Annotated in this window: 15 protein-coding genes; 13 read left to right on the top strand and 2 right to left on the bottom strand. The window is 58.0% G+C overall.

Features of this window, described 5'->3' with window-relative positions; genetic code table 11:
* Positions 1 to 40: 40 nt before the first annotated feature.
* Genes ABIE60_RS11295 through ABIE60_RS11285 form a run of 3 tightly spaced genes read left to right on the top strand, consistent with a single transcriptional unit; the run spans position 41 to position 1,391 of the window.
* The gene (locus tag ABIE60_RS11295; protein WP_354469511.1) at positions 41 to 820 is read left to right on the top strand and encodes a nuclease-related domain-containing protein; all 780 of its coding nucleotides are present in this window, start codon (positions 41 to 43) and stop codon (positions 818 to 820) included.
* Positions 821 to 876: 56 nt separating this feature from the next.
* Entirely contained in the window at positions 877 to 1,101 is a 225-nt protein-coding gene (locus ABIE60_RS11290) for an addiction module protein (protein WP_354469510.1), read from the top strand.
* Positions 1,098 to 1,391, top strand: a complete 294-nt coding sequence (locus tag ABIE60_RS11285) for a hypothetical protein (RefSeq protein ID WP_354469509.1) — start codon at positions 1,098 to 1,100, stop codon at positions 1,389 to 1,391. Before ABIE60_RS11290 ends, ABIE60_RS11285 begins: the two co-directional genes overlap by 4 nt.
* Positions 1,392 to 1,790: 399 nt before the next feature.
* Here the strand turns inward: ABIE60_RS11285 and ABIE60_RS11280 are convergent, their stop codons facing one another.
* A complete protein-coding gene (locus ABIE60_RS11280; protein ID WP_354469508.1) occupies positions 1,791 to 3,116 on the bottom strand; it encodes a GspE/PulE family protein in 1,326 nt (441 codons plus the stop codon).
* Between the two features lie 189 nt (positions 3,117 to 3,305).
* Here ABIE60_RS11280 and ABIE60_RS11275 point away from each other — a divergent pair, with 189 nt between their 5' ends.
* The 8 genes from ABIE60_RS11275 (at position 3,306) to ABIE60_RS11240 (ending at position 11,805) form a co-directional block, all read left to right on the top strand.
* Positions 3,306 to 4,598, top strand: a complete 1,293-nt coding sequence (locus tag ABIE60_RS11275) for a diguanylate cyclase domain-containing protein (protein WP_354469507.1) — start codon at positions 3,306 to 3,308, stop codon at positions 4,596 to 4,598.
* A gap of 7 nt (positions 4,599 to 4,605) precedes the next feature.
* Positions 4,606 to 4,824 carry a VF530 family protein gene (locus tag ABIE60_RS11270; RefSeq protein ID WP_354469506.1) on the top strand — a complete coding sequence of 73 codons (219 nt, stop codon included), beginning with the start codon at positions 4,606 to 4,608 and terminating at the stop codon, positions 4,822 to 4,824.
* A gap of 13 nt (positions 4,825 to 4,837) precedes the next feature.
* Complete coding sequence (locus ABIE60_RS11265) at positions 4,838 to 6,322, top strand: helicase HerA-like domain-containing protein (protein WP_354469505.1); 1,485 nt, start codon at positions 4,838 to 4,840, stop codon at positions 6,320 to 6,322.
* A 90-nt stretch (positions 6,323 to 6,412) separates the two neighbouring features.
* Entirely contained in the window at positions 6,413 to 8,602 is a 2,190-nt protein-coding gene (locus ABIE60_RS11260) for an OsmC domain/YcaO domain-containing protein (protein WP_354469504.1), read from the top strand.
* Between the two features lie 39 nt (positions 8,603 to 8,641).
* Complete coding sequence (locus tag ABIE60_RS11255) at positions 8,642 to 9,361, top strand: SIMPL domain-containing protein (protein ID WP_354469503.1); 720 nt, start codon at positions 8,642 to 8,644, stop codon at positions 9,359 to 9,361.
* Positions 9,362 to 9,452: 91 nt separating this feature from the next.
* Positions 9,453 to 10,262, top strand: a complete 810-nt coding sequence (locus ABIE60_RS11250) for a response regulator (protein WP_354469502.1) — start codon at positions 9,453 to 9,455, stop codon at positions 10,260 to 10,262.
* A 3-nt stretch (positions 10,263 to 10,265) separates the two neighbouring features.
* Positions 10,266 to 10,952, top strand: a complete 687-nt coding sequence (locus ABIE60_RS11245; RefSeq protein ID WP_354469501.1) for a hypothetical protein — start codon at positions 10,266 to 10,268, stop codon at positions 10,950 to 10,952.
* A gap of 19 nt (positions 10,953 to 10,971) precedes the next feature.
* Complete coding sequence (locus ABIE60_RS11240) at positions 10,972 to 11,805, top strand: 23S rRNA (adenine(2030)-N(6))-methyltransferase RlmJ (RefSeq protein ID WP_354469500.1); 834 nt, start codon at positions 10,972 to 10,974, stop codon at positions 11,803 to 11,805.
* 3 nt (positions 11,806 to 11,808) lie between these two features.
* On the opposite strand, the gene ABIE60_RS11235 is transcribed toward ABIE60_RS11240, so the two are convergent.
* Positions 11,809 to 12,075 carry a hypothetical protein gene (locus ABIE60_RS11235; RefSeq protein WP_354469499.1) on the bottom strand — a complete coding sequence of 89 codons (267 nt, stop codon included), beginning with the start codon at positions 12,073 to 12,075 and terminating at the stop codon, positions 11,809 to 11,811.
* Positions 12,076 to 12,481: 406 nt separating this feature from the next.
* Here ABIE60_RS11235 and ABIE60_RS11230 point away from each other — a divergent pair, with 406 nt between their 5' ends.
* Both ABIE60_RS11230 and ilvN read left to right on the top strand, forming a co-directional pair.
* A complete protein-coding gene (locus ABIE60_RS11230; protein WP_354469498.1) occupies positions 12,482 to 14,203 on the top strand; it encodes an acetolactate synthase 3 large subunit in 1,722 nt (573 codons plus the stop codon).
* A 2-nt stretch (positions 14,204 to 14,205) separates the two neighbouring features.
* Positions 14,206 to 14,697: an acetolactate synthase small subunit gene (gene ilvN / locus ABIE60_RS11225; RefSeq protein ID WP_091827921.1), complete on the top strand. Its 492-nt coding sequence runs from the start codon at positions 14,206 to 14,208 to the stop codon at positions 14,695 to 14,697.
* Positions 14,698 to 14,721: the final 24 nt, after the last annotated feature.

Raw genomic sequence — 14,721 nt, 5'->3', positions numbered from 1 at the left:
ATCCGGACACTGTTCAAACCTCGAACAACGGATAAATAAAATGGACTTTACCCCAATAATCAGCCAAGTATTCAGCACACTCTGGTATCTGATTCCGCTTGCGATTTTAGCTGTATTGCTCAAGTCACCCTGGTTCAAGGGCGCATTGGGCGAGCTGATCGTCAACCTGTCAGTCAAATATCTGCTCGACCAAAAACACTATCGGCTGATCAAGAACGTGACCCTGCCCGCCGGTGAGGGTAGCACTCAGATCGATCATGTGATTGTGTCGGTGTACGGCGTGTTCGTGGTTGAAACGAAGAACATGAAGGGCTGGATTTTTGGTGGCCAGCACCAGAAACAGTGGACTCAGAAGATATTCAAACACTCCAGCAAGTTTCAGAACCCGCTGCATCAGAACTACAAGCATGTGAAGGCGCTGGAAGAGCTGCTCGGACTTGAAGAGAGCCAGTTGCACTCAGTTGTGGTTTTTATCGGCGATAGCACCTTCAAAACCCCCATGCCGGATAACGTCACCCGCGGTTTTGGTTATGTGGGCTATATCAAGTCAAAAACCGAGCCGGTGATTGCCGAAGCTCAGGTCGATGAAATCGTCCATCAGATTGAGTCTGGCCGTTATCCCCGCACCTTTTCGACCCATCGCCAGCATGTGAAGCACGTGAAAAGCATTGTAGAAGCCAAGGAAGCAGCGGTGGCCTGTCCCAAGTGCGGCAGTGATATGGTGCTGCGCGAGTCCAAAAAGGGTGAATACAAGGGGCAGAAGTTCTGGGGCTGCTCCAGGTTCCCGGGTTGTCGCGGGGTTATGAAAGTTACCTCGTAGCAGCGTGCATCTTTCCGTGCCAGAATGATCAGCATACGAACGAGAGGTTTCATTTTATGAATTTCCAGCAAATAGAAGATGAAGCTCTGCATCTTCCAAAAGAAAAGAGAGCCCGGCTGATCCACCGGCTGGTATTGAGCCTGGATGCGCCTACTGAGGAAGAGCTTCGGTCTGACTGGTTGCATGAGGCTCATCGTCGGGCAGGGGAGCTTGATGATGGCGCTGTGCAGGCTGTACCAAGTGACGAGGTTATGAGAAAGGCCCGAGCACTGATCAAATGAACTATTACTTTCACCCGGCAGCGGAAGCCGAGCTCCTGGAGTCGGTCGGTTACTATGAATCGAAGGTCTCTGGTTTGGGTGGTGCCTTGATAGAGGAGTTTGAGGCCCTGGCTAAATTGATCGGCATGTCCCCAAAGGGGTGGCGGATCGAGTTGGAGCCAGATATTCGTCGAGCACCCCTCCACCGATTTCCGTTGTCCATCATTTACCGCCAGAAAGCAGACGGCTTTCAGGTTTTGGCTGTTGCCCATGACCGACGACGTCCACAATACTGGCTTGGCAGGGCTTAATACTGCGACAGGCATGAAAATCGTAACCTGACCGTTGGTGGAACCATTCTGATGTTGTCGCTGAACTGGCCGAACTGGGATTCCAAAGCCAGTATCATCGGGTATTTGATGAGGAGCAGGGGCAGGAGGCGAGGCCAACATTTTTCCTGCAGCGCAACCCACAGAAGCCCTACCATATCGACTATGCTTTCACTTCTGCCGACCTCACCAAGCGGTGTTCGCTGCAGGTTGGTGAGTATGATGACTGGATTGCGGTCAGTGACCATGTGCCGTTGACCTTGAGCATCAATGAGAGCTGACAACATGAGCCAAGACACCCCGCTATCCACGGCTTGGATGCCAGCCTGATCTGTGAGTGTGTTGTGGCATTCCATTGCGACTAATACCACGGGCACCCAATTATCGAGGCTGGTTAACATCCAACGCTTTGACCTTCTCGGACCCTCCCGGCAGCAAGATGCCGGTATGCAGCAGCTCCCGCAGGGTTGTCAGTCCTGCCTCGACTTTGGCCAGGCCGTCATCCAGCATGAGCTGTTCTCCGCGTTCGATAAGCGCATGCCGGAGGGTATGTTCGTCTACATGACTGAGGATCAGGGCGAGGTCATCCTCGGTTGGTTGCCAGACTTCGAAGATCCCTATGCGGCCCTTATAGCCCAATGTGTTGCAGGCACTGCAGCCCTCTGCCCGCCAGACATGAGCGGGCACTTCGCGTCCGTGCGCCTGAAGCCATTTTTTTTCCATCTCGTCTGGCTCGTCTTCGGTTTTGCACTTCGGGCACAGCATGCGCACCAGCCGTTGCGCCACGACCAGCCCCAGATTGCTGGCGATTTCAAAATTGTCCAGGCCCAGGTTGCGCAGGGCAGTGACGGTACCAACGGCATCACGGCTGTGCAGGGTCGTCATCAGTGCCCGACCGCTGGTTGCAATGCTGATGGCCGCGTGGGCCGAGGGGGTATCTCTGACTTCACCGATTAGCACGTAGTCCGGGTCGAGCCTCAGCATGGCCTCGGCGCCATTGGCGAATGTCAGGTTGTGCGTCGGGTTGACCTGAATCTGATTGATGCCGGGGACTTCGTATTCAACCGGGTCTTCCAGCGTAACAACATGGCTGTCGCTGAGTTTCAGTTCATGCAGCAAGGCATAGAGCGTGGTGGTTTTGCCGCTGCCTGTCGGACCGGCTACCAGAAACATGCTGCCGCTGGCGTCCATCCAGCGTCGAATCGACTCGGCGCCCCGGTTGTGAATGCCAAGCTGCCGGACTTCCTGTATGGCTGCAGGCGGTGACAGCATGCGAATGGCAAGCTTATCGCCGGATACACAGGGCACGGTTGTGATTCGCAAGTCCAGTGGCTGTTGCTCGATCTCATAGCGGCAACTGCCCTCATCGCAGGTCATGCTGGGCAAGGGGTCGATACTGGCAAGCACCTTGAATTGATGCACCAGCCGTTGTCCCTGTTTGATCTCAATTTCCATGGCGTCAACCATGACGCCATCGATCCTCAGGCGGACCTGGTAATGCGTCGGAAACGGGTCAAGGTGGATGTCAGATGCTCTGGCCTTCAAGGCATCGTGTAAGAGCGCATGGGCACCCACGCCTTCGTCATCTTCGTAGTCGGCGTGCTCCGCGAACAGCGCACGAAACTCGACCAGAACATGCTCACGCATTTGGCGACCATAGCGGTGCTGGGCCCGTTTTTCCTGGCTTTCTCGGGCATTCTGGCTCAAGACAGATTCCTCCGGAAGGCAACAAGTGCCTTCAGTGTAGCATAGGGAAAATCCTCCAAAGGCTGCCAAATGGCCTTTGTCCGGGACGGTGGTATATCCCGGTGAGCCGGCTGGATTTCCTGTGGAGCTTGCTGAGCAGAGCTAATATAGTGAAAGCCTGTTCAGTACTGCCGAGGTCGATGTTCAACCGTGACAAATTCAAGCCAATACGGCCACCTGGTTCATATCGAAACCCATGAGGAATTGCGGCTCTATGAGCTGATTCCCAACGTGGTGTGGGTGTTTGATATCGACAAGCACGGTTGGTGGTGGGGCAACTCGGCGGCGGTAGAGTTCTGGGGGCTGGAATCCCTGCAGGCGCTGATCGACAAGGACCTGTCCGGCGATACTCAGGGTGCGCGCGATCGCACGCTTCAGACCTTTGAGTTGGCCGTGCGTGATGGCCTGACAGTTGATCCCTGGACGACCTACCCGAACGGCAAGCCCAAAACGTTGTTGATGATGCATCGGGCGGTGTTGCTGGGGCCGGAGCGGCATCGCGGCATCATTGCGTATATCAACGAGCAGGTGAACATGGGCGAGCAGCCCGAGAACCTGCTGTTGATGGAGGCGATGCGCTATACCCGTGTGCCGGCGACCACCTTTACGCTGGACGGCGATCCGGTGGTGGAAAACCCTGCCGCAACAGACGCGTACAACTACCTGTACGACCAGCCGCTGGACGAAGGCATGTGTGCCTTTGTCGCGCGCTTTGCCGATCCGGCTCAGGGGCACGCCTGCCTCAAGCGGGTGCAGGCGGGCGAGGAGGGACGCTGGGACTTCATCATGCAGACCGTTGAGGGGCCCCGGCGTCACAGTCTGGATATACGTCGTACCCGCCACCCGCTCAACGGTGACTTTCTTTTTTTAGTGGTGGAGTATGACTTCACCGAACTGTACGAGGCGCTGGAGGCGGTCGAGTCCGCCCGTGCCGAGCTGCATGATATTGCGATGAAGGATGCACTGACCGGTGCCCACAGCCTGCATTACATGCAGGAGGCGGCCAAGGCTGAGCTGGCCCATGCGGACCGTCATCAGCAGGTGCTCTGGCTGATGTTCATTGACCTGGACGGCTTCAAGTCGATCAACGACAGTTTCGGCCACAAGGCAGGCGATGAGGTTCTGCGTGAAGCGGCGCGCCGGCTGCAGGCGGTGACCCGGGAAGAGGACCTGTTGGCGCGCATCGGTGGTGACGAGTTTGTGGTGCTTTTTGCCCACGGCAATACCGAAGCGGATGCCACTTCCATGGCCCAGCGCATTCTCGATACGCTGGGACAGCCGGTCCATGCCCTCGGCCATGAGGCTCATATCAGCGCCAGTATCGGTATCGCGCGCTTCCCGGATGACGGGGAGGATCTTGAGTCATTGCTGAAGGCCGCGGATGGCGCCATGTACCGGGTGAAGAAAAGCGGTAAGAATGGTTTTGTATACGTGAGAGGATGATCCACCGATGAATCAAACACAGCCCAACAATCCACTGCACGGCCTGACCCTTGAAAAGATCCTGACGCGCCTGGTGGAGCATTATGGCTGGGAAGGGTTGTATGACGAGATTCAGGTGAATTGCTTCTGTAACGAGCCGTCCATCAAGTCGTCGCTCAAGTTTCTGCGCCGCACGCAATGGGCACGGGACAAGGTGGAAACCCTGTATATCAATACGTTCTGCTGATGGCGGATATCACATGAACACCATACTGATCGGCAAGGGTGAACAACCGGTACGGTTGTTGGGCCAGTACGGCAACCGACATGGCTTGATTGCGGGGGCCACCGGTACCGGCAAAACGGTATCGCTGATGGTGTTGGCCGAAGGCTTTTCCCGCATGGGCGTGCCGGTGTTCATGGCGGATGTGAAAGGCGATGTGTCGGGTCTTGCCATGGCCGGTCAGCCCAGCGACAGGCTGATGCAACGTGCCGCCAAAATCGGCATGGAAGGCTTTTCCACCGAGGCGAGCCCGGTGCTGTTCTGGGACCTGTACGGCCAGGCCGGGCACCCGGTGCGCACCACCATCAGCGAGATCGGGCCCACACTGCTGAGTCGCATCCTGGAGCTGAATGATACCCAGACCGGTATTCTTGAGGTGGCCTTCAAGCTGGCCGATGATCAGGGCCTGTTGCTGCTCGACCTTGACGATCTGCGCGCTCTGCTGGGCTTTGTGGCAGACAATCGCAAGGACATTTCGGCTCAATATGGGTTGGTCAGTGCCCAGTCCATTGCCGCCATTCAGCGCAGCCTGCTGTCACTGGAGCGCGAGGGCGGTACCGCCTTCCTGGGCGAACCGGCGCTTGAGATCATGGATCTGATGCGCACGGATATGAGCGGCCGTGGCGTGATCAGCATCCTCATGGCGAACCGGCTCATGCTGAAACCGCGCCTGTATTCCACTTTCCTGTTGTGGCTGCTGTCAGAGCTGTTCGAAAACCTGCCCGAGGTGGGTGATCTGGAGCGGCCCAAGATGGTGTTCTTCTTTGATGAGTCCCACCTGCTGTTTGATGACGCTCCGGCCGCGCTGCGGCAGAAGGTGGAACAGGTGGTGCGGATGATTCGCTCCAAGGGCGTCGGCATCTATTTCTGCTCACAATCGCCGGATGACATACCGAACGAAATTCTGGGGCAGCTGGGTAACCGCATTCAGCATGCGCTGCGTGCCTACACACCGCGTGATCAGAAAGCGGTGAAAACCGCTGCCGAAACCTTTGTAGCCAATCCGGGGCTGAATGTGGCGGAGGTGATTTCACAACTGGCCGTGGGCGAGGCGCTTGTTTCCACCTTACAAGAGGGTGGTGTGCCCATGCCGGTCGAGCGCACACTCATCTGCCCACCGCGCTGTCGCATGGGCGCCCTCACGGCGGAAGAGCATGCCGCCGTGCTGGCGCGCAGCCCGGTCGCGCATAAATACGACACGCCGGTCAACCGCGAGTCGGCCTATGAAATTCTGGCCCAGCGCGCGGCTCAAAGTGCGGCGGTTACGGCGGCAGCCAAGCCCGAACAGGATGAAGCATCCGAGTCCAAAGGGGTGGTCAGCGATTTCCTTTGGGGCAACAAGCGCCGTCAGGGGATGGTCGAAACCATGGCCAAGCAGGCGGCACGTACGGTCGGGAGCCAATTGGGGCGCAAGATCCTGCGCGGTTTGCTGGGCGGCCTGCTGGGTGGCAAGGGACGTTAGCCATTCACAAGACGAACGGCCCCAAAAACTGGATAATGTCACCCCTTTGGCATTTGCCCCATTGCTCAACTCCAATCCGGTACCCCGCTCATGGAAATCAAGGTCAACTATCTCGACAATCTCCGGCTCGAAGCCAAATTCGACGACTTCACGGTGATCGCCGATCAGCCGATCCGTTACAAGGGGGACGGCTCGGCGCCCGGTCCGTTTGACTATTTCCTGGCATCCTCGGCGCTGTGTGCGGCCTATTTCGTCAAGGTGTACTGCAACGCGCGCAATATTTCCACCGAGAATATTCGCCTGTCGCAGAACAACATTGTTGATCCTGAAGACCGCTATAACCAGATCTTCAAGATTCAGGTGGAGCTGCCGGAGGATATTTCCGACAAGGACCGGCAGGGCATTCTGCGCTCCATCGACCGTTGCACCGTAAAGAAGGTGGTGCAGACCGGTCCCACGTTTGAAATCGAGGTTGTGGATAACCTGGATGAAGACGCGCAGGCGTTGCTGCTGGCCAAGCCGGAAGGCGAAGGCGCAACCTGGATCGAGGGCAAGGATCTGCCGCTGGAGCAGACCATCGCCAACATGACGCAGATTCTGGCGGATCTGGGCATGAAGATCGAAATCGCCTCCTGGCGCAATATCGTGCCCCATGTCTGGTCGCTGCATATTCGTGATGCGGCATCCCCCATGTGCTTCACCAACGGCAAGGGTGCCACCAAGGAGAGCGCGCTGGCATCGGCGCTGGGTGAGTTCATTGAGCGACTCAACTGCAACTTCTTCTACAACGACCAGTTCTTTGGCGACGACATCGCCAACAGCACGTTTGTGCACTACCCCAACGAGCGCTGGTTCCAGCCCGGGCCCGATGACGCGCTGCCAGAGGGTATTCTGGACGATTACTGTCTGGATATTTACAACCCGGATGGCGAGCTGTTCGGCACCAACCTGATCGATACCAACTCGGGCCGTGTGGACCGTGGCATCTGTGCGCTGCCGTTTGTGCGTCAGTCCGATGGCGAGACGGTGTACTTCCCCTCCAACCTGATCGAGAACCTCTACCTCAGCAACGGTATGAGTGCCGGCAATACACTGCAGGAAGCGCAGGTTCAGTGTCTGTCGGAGATTTTCGAGCGTGCGGTGAAGCGCGAGATCATCGAGCAGGAGCTGGCGCTGCCGGATGTGCCGCTCGAAGTGCTTGAACAGTACCCCGATATTCTGGAGGGCATTCGTGCACTGGAAGAACAGGGCTTTCCGGTGCTGGTGAAGGATGCCTCACTCGGCGGCCGGTTCCCGGTGATGTGCGTGACCCTGATGAACCCGCGCACCGGTGGCGTGTTTGCCTCGTTCGGTGCCCACCCCAGTTTCCATGTGGCGCTGGAGCGCAGCCTGACCGAGCTGCTGCAGGGCCGCAGTTTCGAAGGCCTGAATGACTTCCAGCCGCCCACCTTCAACAGTCTGGCCGTGACCGAGCCGAACAACTTTGTCGAGCACTTCATCGACTCATCCGGCGTGATCTCCTGGCGCTTTTTCAGTGCGAAGTCGGACTATGACTTCAGCCACTGGAACTTCTCCGGCAGCAACCAGGAAGAGGTCGATACCCTGTTCGGCATCCTGGCCGAGATGGGCAGGGAGGTGTACATGGCCGTGTATGAGGATCTGGGTGCACCGGTCTGCCGCATTCTGGTACCGGGCTACTCCGAAGTGTATCCGGTGGATGATCTGGTGTGGGACAACACCAACAAGGCGCTGGATTACCGTGAAGAGATTCTCAACCTGCACCGCCTGAGTGACGATGAGCTGGCGGATCTGGCCGAGCGGCTGGACGAGAGTCAGCTCGATGTCTACACCGACATTAGGACCTTGATCGGCGTGGAGTTCGACGAGAATACCGTTTGGGGTCAGCTCACCATTCTGGAGTTGCGGCTGCTGATCATGCTGGCGCTGGAGCGTCATGAAGAGGCGCTGGAGCTGGTGGAACAGTTCCTGCAGTACAACGACAACACCGTTGAACGAGGCCTGTTCTACCGTGCCGTGCAGGCGGTGCTGGAGGTGGTGCTGGATGACGAACTGGAGCTGGACCATTTTCTGCCCAACCTGTCCCGCATGTTCGGGGCCGAGCGAATGCAGGCCGTGGTCGGCTCGGTAACCGGTGAGGTGCGTTTCCATGGGCTGGCGCCCACCAGCATGAAGCTGGAAGGACTGGACAGACACCTGCGTCTGATCGACAGTTACAAGAAGCTGCACACCGCGCGCGCAGCAAAGGCCGGGCTGTCCTGAGGGCAGTCGATATCATCGGATCTGATGTGAGGTAATGGAATGCTGACAACGAGCCGTTCAGCCGCCCTGATTCTGGGCGTGTTTCTTCTGCTTGGGCTGTCATCGCTGGGCAGCCTGCTGGGCAAGGCGGCGCTGGATCATAAACAGCTTGATCGCACGGTGACCGTGAAAGGACTGTCGGAGCGCGAATATCAGGCCGATATCGTGATCTGGCCGATCCCCTTTGCCGTGGCCAGTAATGATCTGGACTCGCTGTACACCGACCTGGATGTGAATGCGGCACAGATTCGTGACTTCCTGACCGAGAACGGCATCCAGCCGGACGAGATCAGCTATGCGCCGCCGGTGATTACCGACCGTTCGGCGCAGCAGTATGGCGGCGATAACCGTGCTGAATTTCGCTATGTAGCCAGCCGCATGGTCACGGTCTATTCGGAGAACATCGAAGGGGTGCGAGCGGTGATGAATGAACTGCCGGAGCTGGGCAAGCGCGGCATCGTGTTGACCGGAGGTGATTATCAGTCGCAGACCGAGTACATCTTTACACGCCTCAATGAGGTCAAGCCGGAGATGATCGAAGAGGCGACCCGTAATGCACGTGAGGTGGCACAGAAATTCGCGGCCGACTCACAAAGCCGGCTGGGCAAGATCCGACGTGCATCGCAGGGCCAGTTCAGCATCAGTGAGCGTGACCGAAACAATCCGCACATCAAGCAGGTACGAGTGGTGTCCACGGTCGAGTATTACCTGTCCGATTAAGCCTTTAAACAGCTGTTTTTGATCCAACCCGGCGTCCGGGGCTTCAGTCCCGGGCCGCTTTGTGGGACAGTGTCGGCTGACAGCAGCATTGATGGAAACACAGCGTTCGATGAGCAAACTCAATATTCTGGTGGTCGATGACGCTCGCTTTATCCGCGAACGCGTGACCTCCATGGTGCGGGAAGCCTTTCCCGACTTCAGCGTAATGGCAGTGGAAAATGGTACCGAAGCCACTCGGGCCATGCAGCAGAAACGCTTCGATCTGATTTTGTGTGACTGGGAAATGCCCGAAATGAGCGGGCTTGAGGTGCTGCAGTGGACCCGGGCACAGGACGACTACAAACAGACCCCGTTCCTGATGGTGACCAGCCGTGGCGAGCGTGAATACGTGCTCAAGGCAATTCAGGCGGGTGTGAATGACTATCTGGGCAAGCCCTTCACCCGTGAACAGCTGGTGCAGAAAATGGTCAAGGCACTGGACAAGCGCCAGCAGCTGAGCCCGGAGCAGCAGGCGCGTGCGGCAGCCATGCTTGAGGCCGAGAAGAGTGCGGCACCTGCCGACAGTTCGGCGCCTGCCAAAATGCGCTCCAAGCCCAAGGGGCTGGCGCAGCTGCGCAACAGCGAACAGACCTTCCGCTGTGCCATCAAGGATCTCAACCTGCGTGAAGTGAAGGTTGTGATCAAGAACGAGGGGGCGTTCCCACAGGTGCTGGAGCAGGTAGTGGTGGATATCGAACAGCTCTCGGGCGACAGCGTGGCACGTATCAACGGCTTTATTACGTCGGTACAGGCCACGGAACAGAAACTGGATGCGGCCTACGTGGATGTGAACGTGTTTTTCATGGACGATGACCCGGACAAACTGGCGCATCTGTCCAAATACATTGCCAGTGTGCGTTAAGTCATGAAACTGCGAGTTGCTTTTCTGTTGGCCCTGTTGCTGGGTGGTTGTGCCGCCCCGCCACCCCCGGTGTCTGAGCCAAGGCAGCAGGAACAGCGTGTCACCCCGCTGCCACTGTCGATCGTGCCTGTGTATGACAGCCGTGCCGAGGTACAGCTGGGACAGGCGCTGGTGCGGCACTATCTGAGTGGCCCCTATTACCGCATCTCGGCTCCGCTGCTGCTGTCGCAGCAGTATCAGGCCCGCCATGCCGCCGATACACCTGACCCGCAACGGATGCTGGCGCTGTTCAGCCACCCCCAGGGGCGCTGGGGCTTCGTTGCCGTGAGTGTGGCGCAGGGCAGTGTAATGAACCTGTTTGAGCTGCAGCACCGTAACGAAACCGGTTATGCACTGGTGCTGAAGCGGGCGCGGATCTGTTTCAACACCGGCGCGGACCAGCCGCCACGCTGGCAGGGGCGCAGCTGGGTATATGCATCACAACCGGGGCAGTTCGAGTGCAGTGGCCAAACCAACGGCTCCCTGTTTCAGCTTGGCTCCGGCCTGCCCGGTGCGCTGGGGCCCTACGCCGAGTCCGGTGACACCGTGCTGTACAGTCGCGACCGCCAGTCGCTGCAGCAGATCGCGAGCCTGTTGAAGCACCAGTTCCGTCATCTGCAGGTGCCACAGATTCGGCCCGACTCGCTCTGACCCAATTTCAGGAATTACCATGCTCAGTTATCAGCACGGCTATCATGCCGGCAACTTCGCCGATGTGCACAAGCATCTGACTCTGGTTCTGCTGCTGCAGGCGCTGAATCGCAAGGCAAAACCCTGGAGTTATCTGGAAACCCATGGCGGGCGTGCACAGTATGATCTGCACGGCGATCAGGCGGCCAAAACCGGCGAATTCCAGCAGGGTATTGCCCGTCTGTGGCGTCAGTCGGTTCCCGAGGCGGTGCAAGCCTACCTTGAACAGGTCGAAGCCGTGAACGGGAAGGCGCTGCAGCACTATCCCGGCTCACCCCTGATAGCGGCCCAACTGGCCCGTGCGGATGATCAGATCAGTGTGATGGAACTGCACCCGGCCGAGGCCGAAGCGCTGAAGCAAGTATTCCGTCAGGATGGCCGGGTGGCGGTGCACCACCGTGATGGCTATGAAGGGGTGCTGTCGCTGTTGCCACCGAAGCCCAATCGAGGGGTGGTGTTGATCGACCCGGCCTATGAAGTGAAGCAGGAATACCAGCAGTTGGTGCGCTTTGTCAGCAAGGCGATCAAGCGCTGGCCCAATGGCTGTTTTGCCATCTGGTATCCATTGCTGCCGGCGGGGTTGTGGCAAAAGATGAAGTCAGAACTGGCGGCGAGCGGGATTCGCAATATCCTGTGTTCCGAGCTTGAAGTGACGGCCACGGCAGGAGAGCGGGGCATGTATGGAAGCGGTATGCTGGTGATCAACCCGCCCTGGCAGCTGGATGCCACACTTGGGCAGGTTTCGCCCTGGCTGCAGGCAACGCTGCAGCAGGGGGAGGGGCGCTGGCGCGTGGAATGGCTGGTGCCTGAGTAAGGCTCAGTACAGCGCTTTCTCGTCACGCACCACGTCGATCAGCAGCTCCAGAAACAGACGGTCGGCATCGCTCTGTTCCAGCGGGATCTTGACGTTGGTGGTGGATGACAGCTCCTCGGCGATCAGGACAGCGGCATTCTTGTCGCCGATATGCTTGCGGGCGATCTCCAGCGCCTTTTCGCTGATCTCGGGCTCGACCAGCACCTTGCGGATAAAACGCAGCAGCTCGTTGATTACGCGCTCCTTGTTTTTGATCTCGGCAATGCTCATTGTTTTGCTCTCCGGCATGTGGAACGTGGACATGCGCCTACTATAACGCTAATGCCTGACAACGCCCAGAGGGCTGTCCTGTACAGTATCGGCGTCGTTCAATGGTCGTAGGCGGTTGATCGCAGCTTGTCAAGGTGCGAGAATGTCAGGCTATTTTCTTGACTTGTGGCAGCAGGAAACCCCGACGTCACAAGGGGTTATTAAGCGAACCCGGCTTAAGTCTCAGAACAGGTCTGTCAGATAAGAGATCCTCATCTGACCAGCACCGAACATGATCCAACGATGCCTGCGGGCAGGGCGCGGCCGGCAATACGATTGCTCCGCGGCCGGGTCATGTTCTCGTTGCAGAAACGCTGAAACTGTTAGTTCGCCGGCAGGTGGCCGGCGCTGAGTAGAGGGTACAACAGTGGAATTACTTTCAGGCGCAGAAATGGTGGTACGCGCCCTCAAAGACGAGGGTGTTGAGTACATCTATGGTTATCCGGGCGGGTCGTTGCTGCATGTGTACGACGCTCTGTTCCAGCAGGAAGATGTACAGCACATTCTGGTGCGCCATGAGCAGGCTGCAACTCACATGGCGGATGCTTATGCGCGTGCAACCGGCAAGGCCGGTGTCGCGCTGGTGACATCCGGTCCGGGTGCAACCAATGCCGTGACCGGTATCGCGACCGCGTTCATGGACTCCATCCCGATGGTGGTGATTACCGGCCAGGTGATGAGCCATCTGATCGGTGAAGACGCCTTCCAGGAGACCGACATGCTCGGCATCTCCCGTCCCATCGTGAAACACAACTTCAGCGTCCAGCGTCCGGAAGATATCCCGGCGATCGTGCGCAAGGCGTTCCATATTGCCGAGAGCGGCCGTCCCGGTCCGGTGGTGATTGACCTGCCGAAAGACATGACCACGCCGACCGAGCGCTATCCGTACGAGTTCCCGAAACACGTCAAGATGCGTTCATACAGCCCGATCACCCGTGGGCACAGCGGTCAGATCAAGAAGGCAACCGACATGCTGCTGGCGGCCAAGCGTCCGGTGTTGTACACCGGTGGTGGCGTGATCATGGGTGACGCCAGTGCCGAGCTGACCGAGCTGGCCAAACTGCTGAACTTCCCGGTAACCAACACCCTGATGGGGCTGGGCGGCTATCCGGGTACCGATCGTCAGTTCATCGGCATGCTGGGGATGCACGGCAGCTACGAAGCCAACATGGCGATGCACCATGCCGACCTGATTCTGGCCGTAGGTGCACGCTTTGATGACCGCGTAACCAACGCCTGTGACAAGTTCTGCCCGACCGCCAAAATCGTGCATATCGATATCGATCCGGCGTCCATCTCCAAAACCATTCAGGCGGATATTCCCATTGTGGGCCCGGCCAAGGTGGTTCTGGAAGAGATGGTGCAGCTGGTCAAGTCGAGCAAGAAGCAGCCGGACCAGGATGCTCTGAGTACCTGGTGGCAGCAGATCGACGAATGGCGTCAGCGTCACGGTGGTCGTTACCGCACCGACGATTCTGCGTTGATGAAGCCTCAGCAGGTTATTGAGATGCTGAGCCAGGTCACCGGCGGCAACGCCTTCGTGACTTCTGACGTGGGTCAGCACCAGATGTTTGCGGCGCAGTACTACAAGTTCAACAAGCCGAACCGCTGGATCAACTCCGGTGGCCTGGGCACCATGGGCTTCGGTCTGCCGGCGGCCATGGGCGTGAAGATGAACTTCCCGGATGACGACGTAGTATGTGTCACCGGTGAGGGCAGCATTCAGATGAACATCCAGGAACTCTCTACCTGCAAGCAGTATGACCTGCCGGTGAAGGTTCTGTGCCTCAACAATCAGTCGCTGGGCATGGTGCGCCAGTGGCAGGACATGAACTACGAGTCCCGCCACTCTCAGTCCTACATGCAGTCGCTGCCGGATTTCGTCAAGCTGGTTGAGGCCTATGGCCATGTAGGCATGAAGGTCGAGAAGTATTCCGACCTGGAAGGTGCCATGCGTGAAGCCTTCGCGCTGAAGGATCGTCTGGTCTTCATGGATATCGCGGTCGATCCGTTCGAGCACGTTTATCCGATGCAGGTACCACGCGGTTCCATGCGTGACATGTGGCTGACCAAGACAGAGAGGACCTGAGCATGCGCCATATCATTTCAGTCCTGATGGAAAACGAGCCGGGTGCCCTGTCGCGCGTGGTAGGGCTGTTCTCCCAGCGTAACTACAACATCGAGTCGCTGACGGTTGCACCGACTGAAGACTCCACCCTGTCACGTCTGACCGTGACCACCATCGGTAACGATCGTGTAGTGGAGCAGATCACCAAACAGCTGAACAAGCTGATTGACGTGGTCAAGGTGGTGGACCTGTCCGAGGGTGATCACATCGAGCGTGAAGTGATGATGATCAAACTGAAGGCCAGCGGCCAGATGCGCGCAGAGATCAAGCGGACCTGCGACATCTTCCGTGGTCAGATCATCGATGTGACACCGACGACCTACACCGTGCAGCTGGTGGGTGCATCCGACAAACTGGATGCCTTCATCAACGCGCTGGGCAGCGCTTCCATTATGGAAGTGGTGCGCTCGGGTGTGTGTGGTATTGCGCGTGGCGAGAAGGTGCTGAGCCTGTAAAAGCTATCTGCGTTGCCGATGCTG

Origin of the sequence: Marinobacterium sp. MBR-109 (assembly GCF_040547565.1) — a bacterium.
Classification (GTDB): domain Bacteria; phylum Pseudomonadota; class Gammaproteobacteria; order Pseudomonadales; family Balneatricaceae; genus Marinobacterium.
Note: the sequence above shows the minus strand (reverse complement) of the source record. Positions and strands in the feature narration are given on the sequence as shown.